This window comes from Acidobacteriota bacterium, assembly GCA_016716905.1.
In the GTDB taxonomy this organism is placed as follows: Bacteria; Acidobacteriota; Vicinamibacteria; order Vicinamibacterales; family SCN-69-37; genus SYFT01.
Genome location: JADJUS010000014.1, coordinates 117,273 through 131,995 on the forward strand (window position 1 = coordinate 117,273; position 14,723 = coordinate 131,995).

15 protein-coding genes are annotated in these 14,723 nt (G+C 64.3%); 2 read left to right on the forward strand and 13 right to left on the reverse strand.

The window, feature by feature from the left end:
• Positions 1–2 precede the first annotated feature (2 nt).
• Both tsaE and IPL75_14430 read right to left on the reverse strand, forming a co-directional pair.
• Complete coding sequence (gene tsaE, locus IPL75_14425) at positions 3–410, reverse strand: tRNA (adenosine(37)-N6)-threonylcarbamoyltransferase complex ATPase subunit type 1 TsaE (protein ID MBK9241418.1); 408 nt, start codon at positions 408–410, stop codon at positions 3–5.
• A complete protein-coding gene (locus tag IPL75_14430; GenBank protein ID MBK9241419.1) occupies positions 407–1,990 on the reverse strand; it encodes an NAD(P)H-hydrate dehydratase in 1,584 nt (527 codons plus the stop codon). Before IPL75_14430 ends, tsaE begins: the two co-directional genes overlap by 4 nt.
• A gap of 105 nt (positions 1,991–2,095) precedes the next feature.
• Here IPL75_14430 and IPL75_14435 point away from each other — a divergent pair, with 105 nt between their 5' ends.
• Both IPL75_14435 and IPL75_14440 read left to right on the forward strand, forming a co-directional pair.
• Positions 2,096–2,974 carry an aminotransferase class IV gene (locus IPL75_14435; protein MBK9241420.1) on the forward strand — a complete coding sequence of 293 codons (879 nt, stop codon included), beginning with the start codon at positions 2,096–2,098 and terminating at the stop codon, positions 2,972–2,974.
• A 412-nt stretch (positions 2,975–3,386) separates the two neighbouring features.
• Positions 3,387–3,782 carry a GxxExxY protein gene (locus tag IPL75_14440; GenBank protein MBK9241421.1) on the forward strand — a complete coding sequence of 132 codons (396 nt, stop codon included), beginning with the start codon at positions 3,387–3,389 and terminating at the stop codon, positions 3,780–3,782.
• A 381-nt stretch (positions 3,783–4,163) separates the two neighbouring features.
• Here the strand turns inward: IPL75_14440 and gcvP are convergent, their stop codons facing one another.
• From gcvP to IPL75_14495, 11 genes are all read right to left on the reverse strand, one after another.
• Complete coding sequence (gene gcvP, locus IPL75_14445) at positions 4,164–7,031, reverse strand: aminomethyl-transferring glycine dehydrogenase (protein ID MBK9241422.1); 2,868 nt, start codon at positions 7,029–7,031, stop codon at positions 4,164–4,166.
• On the reverse strand, positions 7,032–7,403 hold the full coding sequence (gene gcvH, locus IPL75_14450) for a glycine cleavage system protein GcvH (protein ID MBK9241423.1): 372 nt from the start codon (positions 7,401–7,403) through the stop codon (positions 7,032–7,034).
• A 10-nt stretch (positions 7,404–7,413) separates the two neighbouring features.
• Positions 7,414–8,541: a glycine cleavage system aminomethyltransferase GcvT gene (gene gcvT, locus IPL75_14455; GenBank protein MBK9241424.1), complete on the reverse strand. Its 1,128-nt coding sequence runs from the start codon at positions 8,539–8,541 to the stop codon at positions 7,414–7,416.
• Between the two features lie 103 nt (positions 8,542–8,644).
• On the reverse strand, positions 8,645–8,833 hold the full coding sequence (locus IPL75_14460) for a hypothetical protein (GenBank protein ID MBK9241425.1): 189 nt from the start codon (positions 8,831–8,833) through the stop codon (positions 8,645–8,647).
• Between the two features lie 20 nt (positions 8,834–8,853).
• Positions 8,854–9,633, reverse strand: a complete 780-nt coding sequence (locus tag IPL75_14465) for a hypothetical protein (protein ID MBK9241426.1) — start codon at positions 9,631–9,633, stop codon at positions 8,854–8,856.
• Between the two features lie 77 nt (positions 9,634–9,710).
• Entirely contained in the window at positions 9,711–10,649 is a 939-nt protein-coding gene (locus IPL75_14470; protein MBK9241427.1) for a sigma-54-dependent Fis family transcriptional regulator, read from the reverse strand.
• Positions 10,650–10,751: 102 nt separating this feature from the next.
• Positions 10,752–10,997, reverse strand: coding sequence for a hypothetical protein (locus tag IPL75_14475; GenBank protein MBK9241428.1), 246 nt, complete (start codon positions 10,995–10,997; stop codon positions 10,752–10,754).
• Positions 10,994–11,539 (reverse strand): GspH/FimT family pseudopilin, encoded by a 546-nt coding sequence (locus IPL75_14480; protein MBK9241429.1) that lies wholly within the window; start codon positions 11,537–11,539, stop codon positions 10,994–10,996. The genes IPL75_14475 and IPL75_14480 overlap by 4 nt, the downstream gene beginning before the upstream one ends.
• 86 nt (positions 11,540–11,625) lie before the next feature.
• The gene (locus IPL75_14485) at positions 11,626–11,973 is read right to left on the reverse strand and encodes a helix-hairpin-helix domain-containing protein (GenBank protein ID MBK9241430.1); all 348 of its coding nucleotides are present in this window, start codon (positions 11,971–11,973) and stop codon (positions 11,626–11,628) included.
• A 287-nt stretch (positions 11,974–12,260) separates the two neighbouring features.
• A complete protein-coding gene (locus tag IPL75_14490) occupies positions 12,261–13,190 on the reverse strand; it encodes an SDR family oxidoreductase (GenBank protein ID MBK9241431.1) in 930 nt (309 codons plus the stop codon).
• Between the two features lie 237 nt (positions 13,191–13,427).
• Positions 13,428–14,471 (reverse strand): amidohydrolase family protein, encoded by a 1,044-nt coding sequence (locus tag IPL75_14495; GenBank protein ID MBK9241432.1) that lies wholly within the window; start codon positions 14,469–14,471, stop codon positions 13,428–13,430.
• Positions 14,472–14,723: the final 252 nt, after the last annotated feature.

Genomic DNA, 14,723 nt, shown 5'->3' on the forward strand with positions numbered 1-14,723 from the left:
CGTCAGCGCCGGATGCGAATGCGGCGGTCGTCTCCGCCCTGATCGTCGATCGCCACCTGATGGGCCGTCATCGGCCGCTCCGCCCATCGGTCCGGCCACTCCACGGCGAGGATGCCGTCGAGGCCGGTTTCTTCAAGCCCCAAGTCCGTGACCTCCGCAGGCGTCAACCGATAAAGGTCGGCGTGGTACAACGGCAGCGACCCGCCGTACTGCTGAAGGATTGTGAACGTCGGACTCGACACGTCGTTGGGGTCCGCACCGAGTCCTTCGGCCAGACCACGCACAAAGGCCGTCTTGCCTGCGCCCAGGGGCCCGTCGATCAACACGACGTCTCCCACCCGCAACTCGGCCGCGATGTTCTTGCCCGCCTCGGTGGTCTCTTCCTCCGAGGTGGTGTGAATGGTCCTCACTCCTGCGCCTCCTCGGGCTTGCGGCGCCGTGTCGCCGTCAGTTCCAGCACGGCGTCGCCCAGGCGGTCTACGATGTCGCCGGCGATCATGGCGGTTTCGCCTTCATCGGCCGCCGCAAGGTCCCCCGCCAGGCCGTGGAGGTAGACGCCCAGCTGCGCCGCGTCCTCCGCATCGAGCAACTGGCCAAACCAGGCCGCCACGACCCCCGTCAGGACGTCCCCGGTGCCGCCAGAGGCCATTCCGGGATTCCCGGTCAGGTTGATGTAGGCCTTCCCTTCCGGCGTGGCTACGACCGTGCGGTGCCCCTTCAGGACGACATGTACGCGGTGCGTGGTCGCGAAGGTTCGCGCGACTTCGACCCGGTCGGCCTGTACGGCTTCAACAGTGAGGCCGGTGAGGCGTGCCATTTCGCCGGGATGCGGCGTGATGATGATGTCCGCGCCATCGCGCCCCACCAGTCGGTCGGACTCCCCGACAAACGCAAAGAGCGCGTCGGCATCGAGCACCATCGGCACGCCCGCGCGCTCCACCACCGCCTGCACCAGCGCCATCGTCGCCGGCGCCCGTCCCAGGCCAGGGCCGATGGCGATGACATCCGCGTCGGCCTCCAGAATCTGCTCCAGGGCCTCCCAGGCGATTTGGCCGTCGCCGGTCTCTGGCAGGCCTTCGGTCATGTATTCCACGCCGAGGCCAGCCAGGATGGGCTGACACGACATCGGCGTGGCGATGGTTACCAGACCGGCACCCGACCGCAGGGCTGCGCAGGCCGACAGGTAGGCGGCGCCCGTCTTCCCGCGTGACCCGGCCACGATCAGGACGCGCCCATAGTCGCCTTTCTGCGACTCGGCCACGCGTGGTGTCACCAGTGCCCGCATGCGCTCCCTGGTGACGAGTTCAAGCCATGGGCCGTCGAGGCCCTGAATCACGCTGCGCGGAATGCCGATGTCGGCGATCACGAGGCTGCCGACCAGACGGTCGGCCGGCGGCATCACCAGCGGCAGCTTGGGTGCCCCAAGCGTCACAGTCAGCGTGGCGGCCACGGCCGGGCCCGTAACCTCGGCGGTATCCGCATCAAGGCCGGTCGGCAGGTCGATGGCGACTACTGGAGTTGCGGCCGCATTGATATCGGCGATCACCGTCTCGACCAGACCGGTCGCGGGGCCGGAAAAACCTGTCCCGAAAATGGCGTCAACGATCAGATCGGCCGCGAGCACGTCGGAGCCATGCAACTCCCAGGCGGAGGCATCGGCAATCTCCACCACATCCAGCTCCAGGGCGCGCAGCACGCCGAGGTTGATGCGGGCGTCGCCCCGCACGTCGGCGGACACGCCGAGCAGATACACCGACACCGTGATGCTGCGCTCATACAACGTCCGCGCCACCACAAATCCGTCGCCGCCGTTGTTCCCCTTCCCGCACACCACCGCGACGTGCAGGCCCGACAGATCCTCGAAGGCCGATTCCATCGACGCCACAACCTGACGTCCGGCGTTTTCCATCAGCACCAGCGAGGCGATGCCGATTTCCTGGGTAGTCTGCTGGTCGGCGTCGCGCATCTGCTGACGGGTGAGCACTCGCATACGAATAACCGGAGCGTATCGCGTGTGCTAGACTCGCGCAACCCGCCTTCGTTCGCCTTCGCGCTGATGCGCTTCGGCGGAACTTCGGCGAGGCAAGCTCGCGATATGTCTTCCCTTCAAGCGGCAGTGTTTGTCAACGGCACCATCACACGGGCGCAGGACGCCGTGGTGCCGGTGTTCGATCACGGGTTCCTCTATGGCGAGGGCGTGTACGAAACGCTGCGCACCTATCGCGGCGAACCGTTCCTCTTCGGCCCGCACATGGATCGCCTGCGTCGCTCGGCCGGCCTGATGGCCCTCGACGTGCCGTACACCGACGACCAGATGGCCGCGTATATTCGCGACACCACGCGCGGCTACACGGACCATTTCGGCGCAGTCGGCGATACGTACATCCGGATCCTCCTCACTCGCGGCGTCGGAGGCCTGACCTACAACCCGGAGGCCTGCCCGGCGCCCACACTCGTCATCATCGTGAAGCCCTTCCCCGCTCCGCCGGAGCACACCTTCACACACGGCATTCGCGTATCGCTCGTCTCGATTCGACGCAATCACCCCGACGCGCTCAACCCCGCGATCAAGTCCAACAACCTGCTCAACAACGCGCTGGCCATGCAGGAAGCGTTGCGCCACGGCGCCGACGAAGCGCTGATGATGAATCAGGACGGGGCCATCGTTGAATGCTCCCAGTCCAACTTCTTCATCGTGACGCAGGGGCGCCTGAGGACGGCGCCGCTCGCCTCTGGACTCCTTCCGGGCGTCACGCGCGCGTGGGTCATCGACATCGCTCGCGACCTGGGAATTGAGACGAACGAATCAGACTTCACGCCTGCCGACGTCTTCGGTGCGGACGAAGCGTTCATCACGGGGACGACACGCGAGGTCACGCCGGTGGTGGCCGTCGATACCCACGTGATCGGCACCGGCGCGCCGGGGCCGCTGACGGCCAGCCTCCTGGCGGAATTCCGACGCCGCACGGGCTGACGACGGATCACAGGGAGATGCGGAGGCCGCAGAGCCTTTGCGTCACGACGGATTACACGGAGGCACGGAGACCTCAGAGAGTTTTCGTCACGACGGACCTACACGGAGGCACGGAGACCTCAGAGATGTTTCGTCACGACGGATCTGCACGGAGGCACGGAGACCTCAGAGAGTGTTCGTCACGACGGATCCACACGGAGACGCCGAGGCACGGAGGCTTTGCGCCGCCACAGATTTCGACGGACCTCACGGGGACGCTCGAGATGGGTCGTGGGCGTCCCATCCCTGGGCTGCCGGGTATTTTGGGCCCGCCGAAACTCTCATGAGGGAGGCGGACCAAAGAGGGCCCGCGGCACCATGCTCGGCAGAGCCTTCTGCGATGCTTGGCGAGGTTCTTGCTGGATCCGGTGGCATGAGCGACCTGCATGATCCACTGACCGAACAAATTATCGGGTGCGCAATTGAAGTCCACCGGCGAACAGGTCCGGGCCTTCTCGAGTCGGTCTATGACGTTTGCCTTGCGTGCGAACTGGAGGCGGCGGGTTTGGACTTCCGTCGCGAGGTTGCTGTACCCATCGAGTACAAGACCCTCTCCGTCAAAACAGCGTTCCGGGTGGACTTCGTGGTCGAAGAACGGGTCCTGGTTGAACTCAAGGCTATCGAAACGCTGCAACCCGTTCACAAGGCACAGTTGCTGACCTACTTGAAGCTGACAGGCCTGCCAACGGGGCTCCTCATCAATTTCAACGTCCCGGTGCTGATAGAGGGCGTCCGGCGCATGCTGTGGAGACCCGCCGGCTCCGGATGATCCGCCGTGAAGGTAGCCTCCGTGGCCTCTGGTGCCCCGTGTAGATCCGTCGTGAAGGAAAAGCCTCAGCGGCCTCCGCGCCTCCGTGTAGATCCGTCGTGAAGGAAAAGCCTCCGTGGCCTCCGTGCCTCCGTGTAGATCCGTCGTGAAGGAAAAGCCTCCGTGGCCTCCGCGCCTCCGTGTAGATCCGTCGTGAAGGAAAAGCCTCAGCGGCCTCCGCGCCTCCGTGTAGATCCGTCGTGAAGGAAAAGCCTCAGTGGCCTCCGTGCCTCCGTGTAGATCCGTCGTGAAGGCAAAGCCTGGCCCGGTCCGTGCAGATCCGTCGTGAAGGAAAAGCCTCGGTGGCCTCCGTGCCTCCGTGTAGATCCGTCGTGACGAGGTTTACTCGTAGTCAGAAAGCGGCGGACACGCACACACAAGGTTGCGGTCGCCAAACGGATTGTCGATCCGCGAGATCGTTGGCCAGAACTTGTGGTGGCGCAGCGATGGAACCGGATACGCCGCCTGGGCCCGGGTGTACTTGTGCGTCCACTCGTCGGCCGCCACATCCTCCGCCGGGTGCGGTGCATTCTTCAGGGGATTGTCGACCTTGTCAGCGGTCCCATCAATCACCGCCTGCACCTCGGACCAGATCGCGATCATCGCATCACAGAACCGATCGAGCTCCTGGAGCGGCTCGCTCTCGGTGGGCTCCACCATGAGCGTCCCCGCCACCGGAAACGACACAGTGGGCGCGTGGAACCCGTAATCCATCAACCGCTTCGCGATGTCCGTCTCATCCACGCCGTGCGCCTTGAATTGGCGCAGGTCGAAGATCAACTCGTGCGCCACGCGGCCATTCGCGCCCGAATACAACACGGGATAGTGCCCCTCGAGCCGCGCCTTGATGTAGTTGGCGTTGAGCATCGCGAACTTCGTCGCCGCGGTCATGCCGGCAGCGCCAAGCATCCGGATGTACCCGTACGAAATCAGGAGGATGCTCGCACTGCCCCACGGCGCCGCCGACACCGCCGAGATCGCGCTGGTCCCACCGGTCTCAACCACCGCATGGCCCGGAAGGAATGCCGCCAGGTGCGCGGCCACACCAATCGGCCCCATGCCAGGACCGCCACCGCCATGGGGAATGGCAAACGTCTTGTGCAGGTTGAGGTGACACACATCGGCGCCAATCGCCGCAGGACTGGTCAGGCCCACCTGCGCATTCATGTTCGCGCCGTCCATGTAGACCTGCCCGCCGTTGTCATGGATGATCCGGCAGATCTCCCGAATCGCCCCCTCGAACACCCCGTGCGTGCTGGGATAGGTGATCATCAGGCACGACAACTTGTCACGATGTCCTTCAGCCTTCGCCTGCAGGTCCTCGAGCCGCACATTCCCCTGCGGGTCCGTGGCCACCACCACCACTTTCAGGCCCACCATCGCCGCGCTCGCAGGATTGGTGCCATGGGCCGACTGCGGAATGAGCACCACGTCGCGATGCGATTCACCCCGACTCGCGTGATACGCGTTGATGACGAGCAACCCCGCAAATTCGCCCTGTGCGCCTGAGTTCGGCTGCAGCGACATCGCCGCGAAGCCGGTCACCACACACAGCGCTTCTTCCAGTTCCTTGATGACCTGCATGTAGCCGGCCGCCTGCGAGACAGGCGCAAACGGATGCAGCCTGGAAAACTCCGGCCAGGTGATCGGCATCATCTCGGCCGCCGCATTGAGCTTCATGGTGCAGGAGCCAAGAGGAATCATCGCCGTGTCGAGCCCGATGTCCTTCTTCTCCAACCGGCGGATGTACCGCATCATCTGCGTCTCAGAGGCACACGTGCTGAACACCGGATGCGTCAGGAACGGCGTCGTGCGTGCCAACGCTCCAGCCACTGCGGCTCCCTGAACGGGCACAGTCGCCTTCTTGCCGGCGGCGGCCTCGAACACACTCACGACATCCGCGAGGTCGGCATCCGTGACAGTCTCATCCAGCGAAATCTGGACCACGCCAGCGTCCGGAAACCTGAGGTTGATCCCGAGCCGCTCGGCCGCCGCGCGGACCTTGTCGATCGCCGCCACCGCTCCCTCAAACCGCACTGTGTCAAAGAGCACGCGGTTCGTCTGCGTCCACCCCAGACCCGCAACCGCCGCGGCCAACCGCGAGGCGTGTCCATGTACCCGTTCCGCAATCGCCTTGATCCCCGATGGACCGTGATACACCGCGAAAAACGCGGAAATATTCGCCAGCAACGCCTGGGCCGTGCAGATGTTTGACGTGGCCTTCTCGCGGCGGATGTGCTGCTCACGCGTGGCCAGCGCCATCCGATACGCCCGCCGTCCCTTGGAATCCACCGAGACGCCAATGATGCGCCCAGGCGCCTGCCGCACATAGGCCTCACGAGTGGCAAAAAACGCGGCGTGCGGCCCGCCGTACCCCAACGGCACGCCAAACCGCTGCGCACTGCCCACCACGACATCGGCCCCCATCTCACCGGGTGGTGTAAACACCGCCGACGCCAGCAGATCCGTACCGACAGCCACCAGTACTCCAGCCGCGTGCGCCTGCTCAATCAGGCCGCGCAGGTCGTGCACCTCGCCATGGTCATCGGGCGACTGCACGTAGAGACCGTAGACGTCCTCTCCCAACCCTGATGCCGCGCCAGGCGTCGAGAAATCGACAAAACGCAACTGAATGCCCAGCGGCGCCGCTCGGGTGACCAGCACCGCCTTGACCTGCGGAAACACACGGTTAGACACCACAAAGGTCGTCGCGTTCTGGCGTTTCGTCACGCGTGCCAGCAGCGTCATCGCCTCCGCCGCCGCCGTGGCCTCGTCGAGCAGGGACGCGTTCGCAATCTCCATCCCCGTCAGGTCAGACACCATCGTCTGGAAATTGAGCAGCGACTCAAGCCGGCCCTGCGCAATTTCCGCCTGATACGGCGTGTAGGGCGTGTACCAACCCGGGTTTTCCAGGACGTTCCGCACAATGACCGGCGGGGTGTTCGTGTCGTAGTACCCCATGCCGATGTAGCTGCGGCAGACCCGGTTCCGCGCCGCAATGGTGCGAAGCCGCGACAAGTACGCGGTCTCCGATTCGGCCGGCGGCAACTCCATCGGCGCTGTGAGCCGGATGTCGGCAGGAATGATCTGGTCGATCAACCCGTCGATCGTTGCGGCACCCACCGCCTGCAACATATGCGGGAGATCAGACGGACGGGGGCCAATGTGACGGATTTCAAACTGATCGGACACGGGCGTGACCTCGACGATTTACGCGATGAACGCGTCGTAGCGGGTGGAGTTCATGAGGCCGTCCAACTCGCCGGCGTCGGACATCTTCACTCGAATCATCCACGTCTCGTGCGGCTGGCCATTCACGTAGTCCGGATGCGCGGCCAGCGCGTCATTGACGGCGACGACGGTGCCTGACACCGGCGAAAACAGCTCCGAGACCGCCTTCACCGATTCAATGGTGCCGAAGACCTCGCCCTTGGTCAGGGCGCGGCCCACCTCGGGAAGCTCCACGAACACAACATCGCCGAGTTGTTTCTGGGCAAAATCCGTGATGCCCACCGCGGCATCGTCGCCGTCAACGCGGACCCATTCATGTTCGACGGTGTACTTCAGATCGGTCGGATACATACGAAGACTCCTACGCGGGTTTTGAGCGCTTATAAAACGGTTCAGGGACAACCTCGGCGTGCACTCGCCGGCCCCGGATATCAATTGTAAGCGACGTGCCAGGCGCCGAGAGCGCCAGCGGCACCATCGCCAGTCCAATGGACTTCTTGAGATACGGCGTCTGAGTGCCGCTCGTGACCACACCCACCGGGGTCTCGCCATCCATCACGACATGGCCGTGACGCGCGATGGCGCGGTCGCGCATCTCGAAACCGACAAGCCGCCGCTCCAGGCTCCCCGCCTTCTGGGCACGCAGACGCTCGGCGCCAAGGAACGCATCCTTCTTCCAGCCGACGATCCAACTCAAACCGGCCTCGACCACAGACGTGCCCTCGTCCATGTCACTGCCGCACAACCGCATCGAGGCCTCAAGCCGCAGCGTATCCCGGGCACCCAGACCACACGGCTTGATCCCATGCGCGGCCCCGGCCTCAAGCAATGCGTTCCACACCCGCTCGGCCTGGGCAGGCGGCGCAAACACCTCGAACCCATCCTCGCCGGTGTACCCGGTACGCGACACAGTGACGCGGACCCCAGCCACCTCGCCGTGGTCGAACCAGTAGTACTTGATGGCGCTCAAATCGATATCCGTCAGGGTCTGCAGTACACGCTCGGCCAGGGGCCCCTGAATCGCAATCAGCGCGTAACGCGAACTCGCATTGACCACCGAGACGTCGCCGCCATGCTCGGCCACCTTCGCAACAATCCACTGGTGGTCCTTCATGATGTTGCCGGCGTTCACCACCAACATGAAGTGCTGCTCGCCCATCCTGTAGACCAGGATGTCGTCCACAAACGTCCCCTCAGCGGTCGTCAAGGCGGAGTACTGAATCTGGCCAATGGCCAACCGGCTCGCATCGTTGGACGAAATCCACTGGACGGCCGCCAGCGCATCAGGCCCGGCCAGCTCAATCTGGCCCATGTGACAGACGTCAAACAATCCGACGGCCGTGCGCACCGTCATGTGCTCGTCTGTAATGCCTGAATATTCGACTGGCATATCCCACCCACCGAACTCGACCATGCGAGCTCCATGGGCGCGATGCCGGGCGTTGAGCGGTGTCTTTTTGAGGGTTGCTGCTGGTGGGGTTGTCGTCATGGTGGCGTCTCTACAAACGTACTATCGCCTCCCCCCATCGTCAACCACAGTAAACCGATTCCGGGGCGGGCGCGCGGGCCCGCCCCGGAGCGCTGCGCGTGCATTAGCGGTCGCGTTTGGGCGCCGGCCACGCCAGACGCAGGAGCCCGAACATCAGTGCGACAAGGAGCAACAGGACCAGGGGACCGGCCTGTCGGGTTTGCGGCACCGAAAACAAGACCGCGGGCATGATCAGCCCGCCGACGAGGACGGCAATGATGACCTGTGCGAGTACGACGGCAATGACGCGCATGTTTCCTCCCTGTTGGTTACTTACCCGCTGAACGGAACGCCACCGTTGCAGGCGATGAACCACGCCATCGCCGCCTCGGATCGCACGGCGTAGATGAGCGAACATCCCGCCCATTTGTGCGCCTCGTACCACCTCAGGTCGTCGGTGCACTCGCCAAAGTCGTTGGCGATGCGAAGAGCTTCGGCCGAGTAGAGGTCCCAGCACTCCCCGGGCCCACGCTGCTGGACCATGTCACTGACCGCGACCTTGAAGACCTGCGGCCTGCCCGACAGGGTAGCCCGCCTGGCGCCCGCACGGGCCGCTGCGCGCTCCTCCGCCCACTCCTGGTGCAGAGTCATGGCCTTCGAACTGCCGCTGCCCGACTCCAGAAGCGCGCGAGTCAGCAACATCGATTGGCCGACGAACGTGTCGGGGCCTTCGGCGATCGTCGCCAGAAGCGTCCGGGCGCTGGCCGCCGCTTCCGAGCTCTGGAGAACGGCCAGCACCTGCCCGTACTCCCCCACTCCCCCTCCCTCCATCGTCACATCCCCGGCCGGCCCGCTGAGGCTGAGGACGCCGCGCCGAACGATGAGAATGAGCCGGTCGTTTGGCGTGGTCAGAGTCACCACCGAACGATCGGCCGAGACGTCCTTCCGGACCGTGACTGTTTTGTCGGCCACTTCCATCACGATGCGACCGGTCCCGTGCCGCGTCACACGCACCGACGGCCCGTCGGCCGCCTGTGCGGCCGCCGGCGCCAACAGGCCGGCCATCGCGATCGCCGCCACGACGGCCCACCGCGCACTTGTTGCGTTGTTCATTGCTGTCATTGCCATCACCCTCCTCACTACCCTGTGTTGTCAGCCATTCAGCCTCCTGATCGATCGGCGACCCTGCGTTACGGGGTTCGCGCGTCGCCGTGCGTGGCGCCGGGCGCGAACGAAAGATGTGAGCGCAGCGTGTGATAGCTGATGTCGAGCACGTCACAAGCCTTGCGCTTGTTGCCATCGCAGCGGTCCAGGACGCCGCGCACGTAGCGGCTGCTCCAGGTGCGCAGCGACTCGATGTCACCTGGCAGGTCGTCCACCAGATCGCGATAGCCCTTCGTGACGATCGATGGAAGATCACCCACGTCCACAACCGAGCCGGGGCCAAGCGCGATGGCTCGCTCAAGCACGCGCTCGAGTTGACGCACGTTCCCGGGCCAGTCAAAGGCCATCAGCGCGTCGAGCGCCGCCGCGCCAAGCTCCACCTGCTGCGCCTGGCGATGCCGCTCCAGCAGATGCCTGGAGAGGAGCGGGATGTCATCGCGGCGCAGGCGCAGCGGCGGCACGCTGAGTTCGACGCCAGAGAGCCGGTAATACAGATCCTCGCGAAAGCGCTTGGCCTGCATCTGATCGGCCAGCCGCCGGTTGGTGGCGGCAATGACCCGGGTGTTGACCGCCCTGGTACTGTGTCCGCCCACCCGCTCCACGCGCATGTCCTGCAACACGCGAAGGAGCTTGGCCTGCGCTGTGACCGAAAGGTCTGCCACCTCATCCAGGAAGAGCGTCCCTCCCTCAGCCAGCTCAAACTTCCCCCGGCGCCCGCGCACGCCCGTGGCCGTCCGTTCCTCGATGCCGAATAGTTCTGCCTCGAGCAGCGTTTCCACGAGTGCTGCGCAGTTGACCGCGACAAATGGCCCCCGGTGCCGTGGGCTGACGTCGTGAAGCGCCCGGGCCACGAGTTCCTTGCCGACGCCGCTCTCCCCCTCCACCAGAACCGTGAAGTTCGTTGCACCGACGCGGACAACGTCCGCACGCAGTTTCTGCATCACCAGGCTCTGCCCCACGATCATTGCCGCGCCTCCCGCGGGACGACTATCACGATTGGTGCCAACTCATCAGCGACGCTCCACTGGCAGGGACGAGTGCGACGGCAACGCCAGAAGGCCCGGACGTTACCCTGATGACTCAATCCACCGGCAAGTGCCGCGATAAACCGTTCCTCCATGACCCATCGTCCATACCGACCACGACTCTACGAGGGCTCGACGCGGCTCAACACCGCGCGCCGAAGGCACATCAAGCAGTTCCACGATTTCCCCTGGCGCGAGACGCGATCGCCCCTCCAGATGTCCGAGTTCCTCGGTCAACTCCACGGGCATGAGATCGCGGCCGACCCGGTACCGCCGGACGACGCTCATTCCACCCATACGCGGCGGCCAGGATCGAACTCCAGTACTCGCGTGCGGCCGGTGACGCCGGCCACCCGCACGGCAAACTGCGCCGAGCCCGCTCCGCGCAGGGCAACCGTCCCGGATGACGCCGTCCCTGCTGGTGAAAACGCCGCCATCGCTGCCGTGCCAAACCGCAGGGGCGCCGGCGCCAGATCACCGTCGGGGCTCGGCACACCAGGGAGGTACTCCACTCGCACGTCTGGAAACCTGAATGAGACCGCCTCGGCCGCCCTCTCACACCGATCGGTGCCAGACGCGATGTCAGAACGGGACACCCCATCGCGGTCGCCGTCCAGACACGTCCGCCACCCCACTTCGCCTCCCGCGTCATCAAACACGACGGCGACGTACCGGCCGGTCATGACAGCGCGCTGACGTGCCATGCGAAATTGGCCCGCCAAAAAAGAAGAGGCGTCGCGGGTCCGCCTGGCATCCGCCACATGCGCCAGGGCCGGCACGCCAATCGCACAGAGCGACATCACGATCGCGAGCGCAAGGACGACCTCCACCAGCGACGCACCGTCAGCGCGGGACGGGCGCCGATCGGCCCCCGTCCCGTCAGGGTTTCTGGGTCCTGTCGGCCCAGACAGCTGATCTACAGCCACACGCCTTTGCCCGGTGTGACCACAATCATCGGCTTGAGCGAGAGGAACATCTTCTCGCCGACGCCACGCACGTTCATCAGGTCTTCGATCTTCTTGAACCCGCCCTGTTTCAGCCGGTACTCAACGATGCGGGCAGCCGTCGCGGGCCCCACACCCGGCAGCACTTCAAGCTCGGCGGCCGTGGCCGTGTTGAGGTTGATCGGCGCCAGCGCGGGCGCCTCCTTGCCTTCCTTGGCCGGCTTGCCGGATTGTGCGGGCGCGCCGGTTGCCTGCGCCAGAGACTGGGCCGAGAACACGGTCAGGATGAGGGCGAGAACCAACGTGAGTGAGCTACGCATGTGTCTGATCTCCGTCATGGCCTTTCCGCGTCCCATACGCGGAAAGAGTGCATCGGCACCGGCACAGCCACATCGCCCGAACGCAAGGTCAGGAGGCCGCATTGATACGGCGTGGCTGGCCGGTACCCGGTCAGGTCAGATTGCAGGTTGAAGGCCAACTCCGCGCCGGCGCTCTCGTCTCGCTAAGCGAGTGCAGCCACGGGAGTTGCGCGCGACGTACCAGTCGGCCGTCGCCGGGGAGTGAGGAGAAGAGGAAATCGCCGTTGTCAGTCAGCCCGTGGAGGGCGTCAGACTGACAACGTTTTGAACCACGCGACGGTCTGACGCAGCCCGTCTTCGAACGGCACGCTGGGGTCGTAACCCAGCATCTTGCGAGCCTTGAAGATATCGGCCTGTGAATCTTTCACGTCACCTTCGCGAGGCGGATCAAACGTCGGCGCCTTGTCGGAACCCAGGATCAACTGCACGGCCCGCACCAGTTCAAGCAGCGAGATCCGCCCACCGGTGGCCACGTTGATGACTTCCCCGCTCACACCCTCGGCGGTTGCCGCCCGAAGCACGCCGTCCACCACATTCGCGACATACGTGAAGTCGCGCGTCTGCCGGCCATCGCCATGAATCAGCGGCGACTGTCCAGCCAACAGTGCCTTGATGAACAGGGAGATGACACCGGAGTACGGCGAGTCTGGCGCCTGACGAGGGCCAAACACGTTGAAGTAACGCGTCGTGACCGTCTCCAGCCCGTAGAGCGATGTGAAGAGTTGGCAGTACTGCTCGCCGATGTACTTCTGCAGCGCGTACGGCGTGATCGGCGACGGCCGCATGTCCTCGCGTTTGGGCAACACCGCTGAGTTGCCGTAGGTAGACGATGAGCCGGCGAAGACGAGACGTTTGACCCCGGCGTCGCGCGATGCGACCAGGAGTTGCATGGTGCCGTCCACGTTTGCGCGATGAGTGCCCAGCGGGTCTTTGACCGAACGCGGCACCGATGGGATGGCCGCCTGATGCAACACGTAGTCGCAGCCAACCACCGCCCGCACCGCCACGCCATCGTCTGCCAGGTCGCCCTCGATGACATCGACGCCGGCCGGAACGTTCTCGCGTTTGCCGGTTGAAAAATTATCGACGACCCTCACCTGATCGCCGCGTTTCAACAACGCTTCGACCAGATGCGAGCCGATGAAGCCGGCACCGCCGGTCACTAAGTACAGAGACATAAACGATGACTATCGTAATGGGGAAATGTCACAAATGTCCGAAATGGCGAAATGCCGGACAAACCAATGGAAGGAAGAATGTCCGAATGTCGAAGGCGCGCAATGCAGAAATGACCTTGGAGTAGCAGATTCAACCACTGATCACCAAGAACATTCAAGCATTCTTCCCTGCATTGGTTTGTCCGGCATTTCGCCATTTCGGACATTTGTGACATTTCGCCATTTACACGGACGTCCCTACCTCGGCCATCCCGCCTGTGGGAGACCAGGAGCGACCCGAAGAGCGTTCTTGTAGTAGAGCTTTTTAAGGACCTCATCGGGCAGGTCCATGCCGTACAGCTTCCAGAACGCGTGGTAGTCGCGGTAGTAGTCGAAATACTCGTCGGTGGTCTCAAACACGCGCCAGTAGTACGGGTATTCCTCGGGGTAGTAGGCGTCTTTGCCGAAGAGGACGCGGTCCTGGTATTTGATGAAGAACTCGCGCGACGCGCGCGGCTGCCGCGCGAAGTCATACAGCACGGCCCCCACCTCGAGCACCGCGTTGGGGGCCTTGTCCAGGAGCTCGGCGGCTTTCTTCAGGTTGTTCCCGTAGTAGGCGAAGTGCGCGCCAATGAAACGGGTCTTCGGATTGGTGATGAACAACTCGTCGCGCTCGCGCTGGAGATCGGCAAACTTCGGCCGTCCCGGCATGTAGTTGCGGCGGTCCTCAAACAGCGCCAGCTCAAGCCATCGCTCGTTCTGAAAGTCCATCGGCGAGAAAAACTCTTCCGGTTCGGCGGTGTGGATGATGACCGGGATGTTCAGTCGCGCGCAGGCCTCCCAGATGGGCTTGAGCAACGGATCGTTCACCTTGACCAGCGAACCATCCGTCTTCACATTCTGCAGGCCCAGCCCTTTGGAGATCTTCAACCCGATGGCGCCATTCTTCACTGCACCTTCCAGGTCGGCCACCGCCTTGGCCGCCCACCCGGGCGCATCCGGCTGGTTCCAGTTGACGTTGGCAAACACCGCGAACCGGTTCGCGTACTTGGACCCCTTGATGAAGTCCACGCGGCCCTTTACCTGGTCCGGCTGGCTACCACCGCTGAGGTTCACCAGAATCTGAAGGTTCAGCGCATCCATCTCCTTGATGGTCTGCTCCAGGTTCAGCTCAGACACACCCAGGTGGCTGTGAATATCGATGACGGGGTACTTCGCCCGCGGCACCATGTGCTCGGCCACCACCAGCGTGGAGCGGGGGCGGTAATCGAGGATGGACGGCGCCGTGAATTCCGGGAACATGCAACTGCCGGGGCGCTGCAACGTCGTTCCTGATGGGCACTCACCATTCACGGGAGGCACGGTGCGCGAGCACTGGTCCGGCGCGATCATCGCGGTGCCCACCGGGCACTTGCCGTCAACCGGGCGAATCACCGCGCCCCGGCCACCGCCCCGGCCACGCCCCTGACCCGCCGCCTGGCCTTGCGCCTGGCCCAGCCCGCCCAACTGCTCGGCAGTCACGGCCGTGTCCGGTCCGAGCCAAAACGCCGCCAC

Coding starts and splice junctions, on each gene's coding strand:
- IPL75_14430 (MBK9241419.1), bottom strand. CDS start 1,990: ATGCGAGTGCTCACCCGTCAGCAGATGCGCGACGCCGACCAGCAGACT.
- IPL75_14435 (MBK9241420.1), top strand. CDS start 2,096: ATGTCTTCCCTTCAAGCGGCAGTGTTTGTCAACGGCACCATCACACGG.
- IPL75_14440 (MBK9241421.1), top strand. CDS start 3,387: ATGAGCGACCTGCATGATCCACTGACCGAACAAATTATCGGGTGCGCA.
- gcvH (MBK9241423.1), bottom strand. CDS start 7,403: ATGTATCCGACCGATCTGAAGTACACCGTCGAACATGAATGGGTCCGC.
- gcvT (MBK9241424.1), bottom strand. CDS start 8,541: ATGACGACAACCCCACCAGCAGCAACCCTCAAAAAGACACCGCTCAAC.
- IPL75_14460 (MBK9241425.1), bottom strand. CDS start 8,833: ATGCGCGTCATTGCCGTCGTACTCGCACAGGTCATCATTGCCGTCCTC.
- IPL75_14465 (MBK9241426.1), bottom strand. CDS start 9,633: ATGAACAACGCAACAAGTGCGCGGTGGGCCGTCGTGGCGGCGATCGCG.
- IPL75_14470 (MBK9241427.1), bottom strand. CDS start 10,649: ATGATCGTGGGGCAGAGCCTGGTGATGCAGAAACTGCGTGCGGACGTT.
- IPL75_14475 (MBK9241428.1), bottom strand. CDS start 10,997: ATGAGCGTCGTCCGGCGGTACCGGGTCGGCCGCGATCTCATGCCCGTG.
- IPL75_14485 (MBK9241430.1), bottom strand. CDS start 11,973: ATGCGTAGCTCACTCACGTTGGTTCTCGCCCTCATCCTGACCGTGTTC.
- IPL75_14490 (MBK9241431.1), bottom strand. CDS start 13,190: ATGTCTCTGTACTTAGTGACCGGCGGTGCCGGCTTCATCGGCTCGCAT.
- IPL75_14495 (MBK9241432.1), bottom strand. CDS start 14,471: ATGTTCCCGGAATTCACGGCGCCGTCCATCCTCGATTACCGCCCCCGC.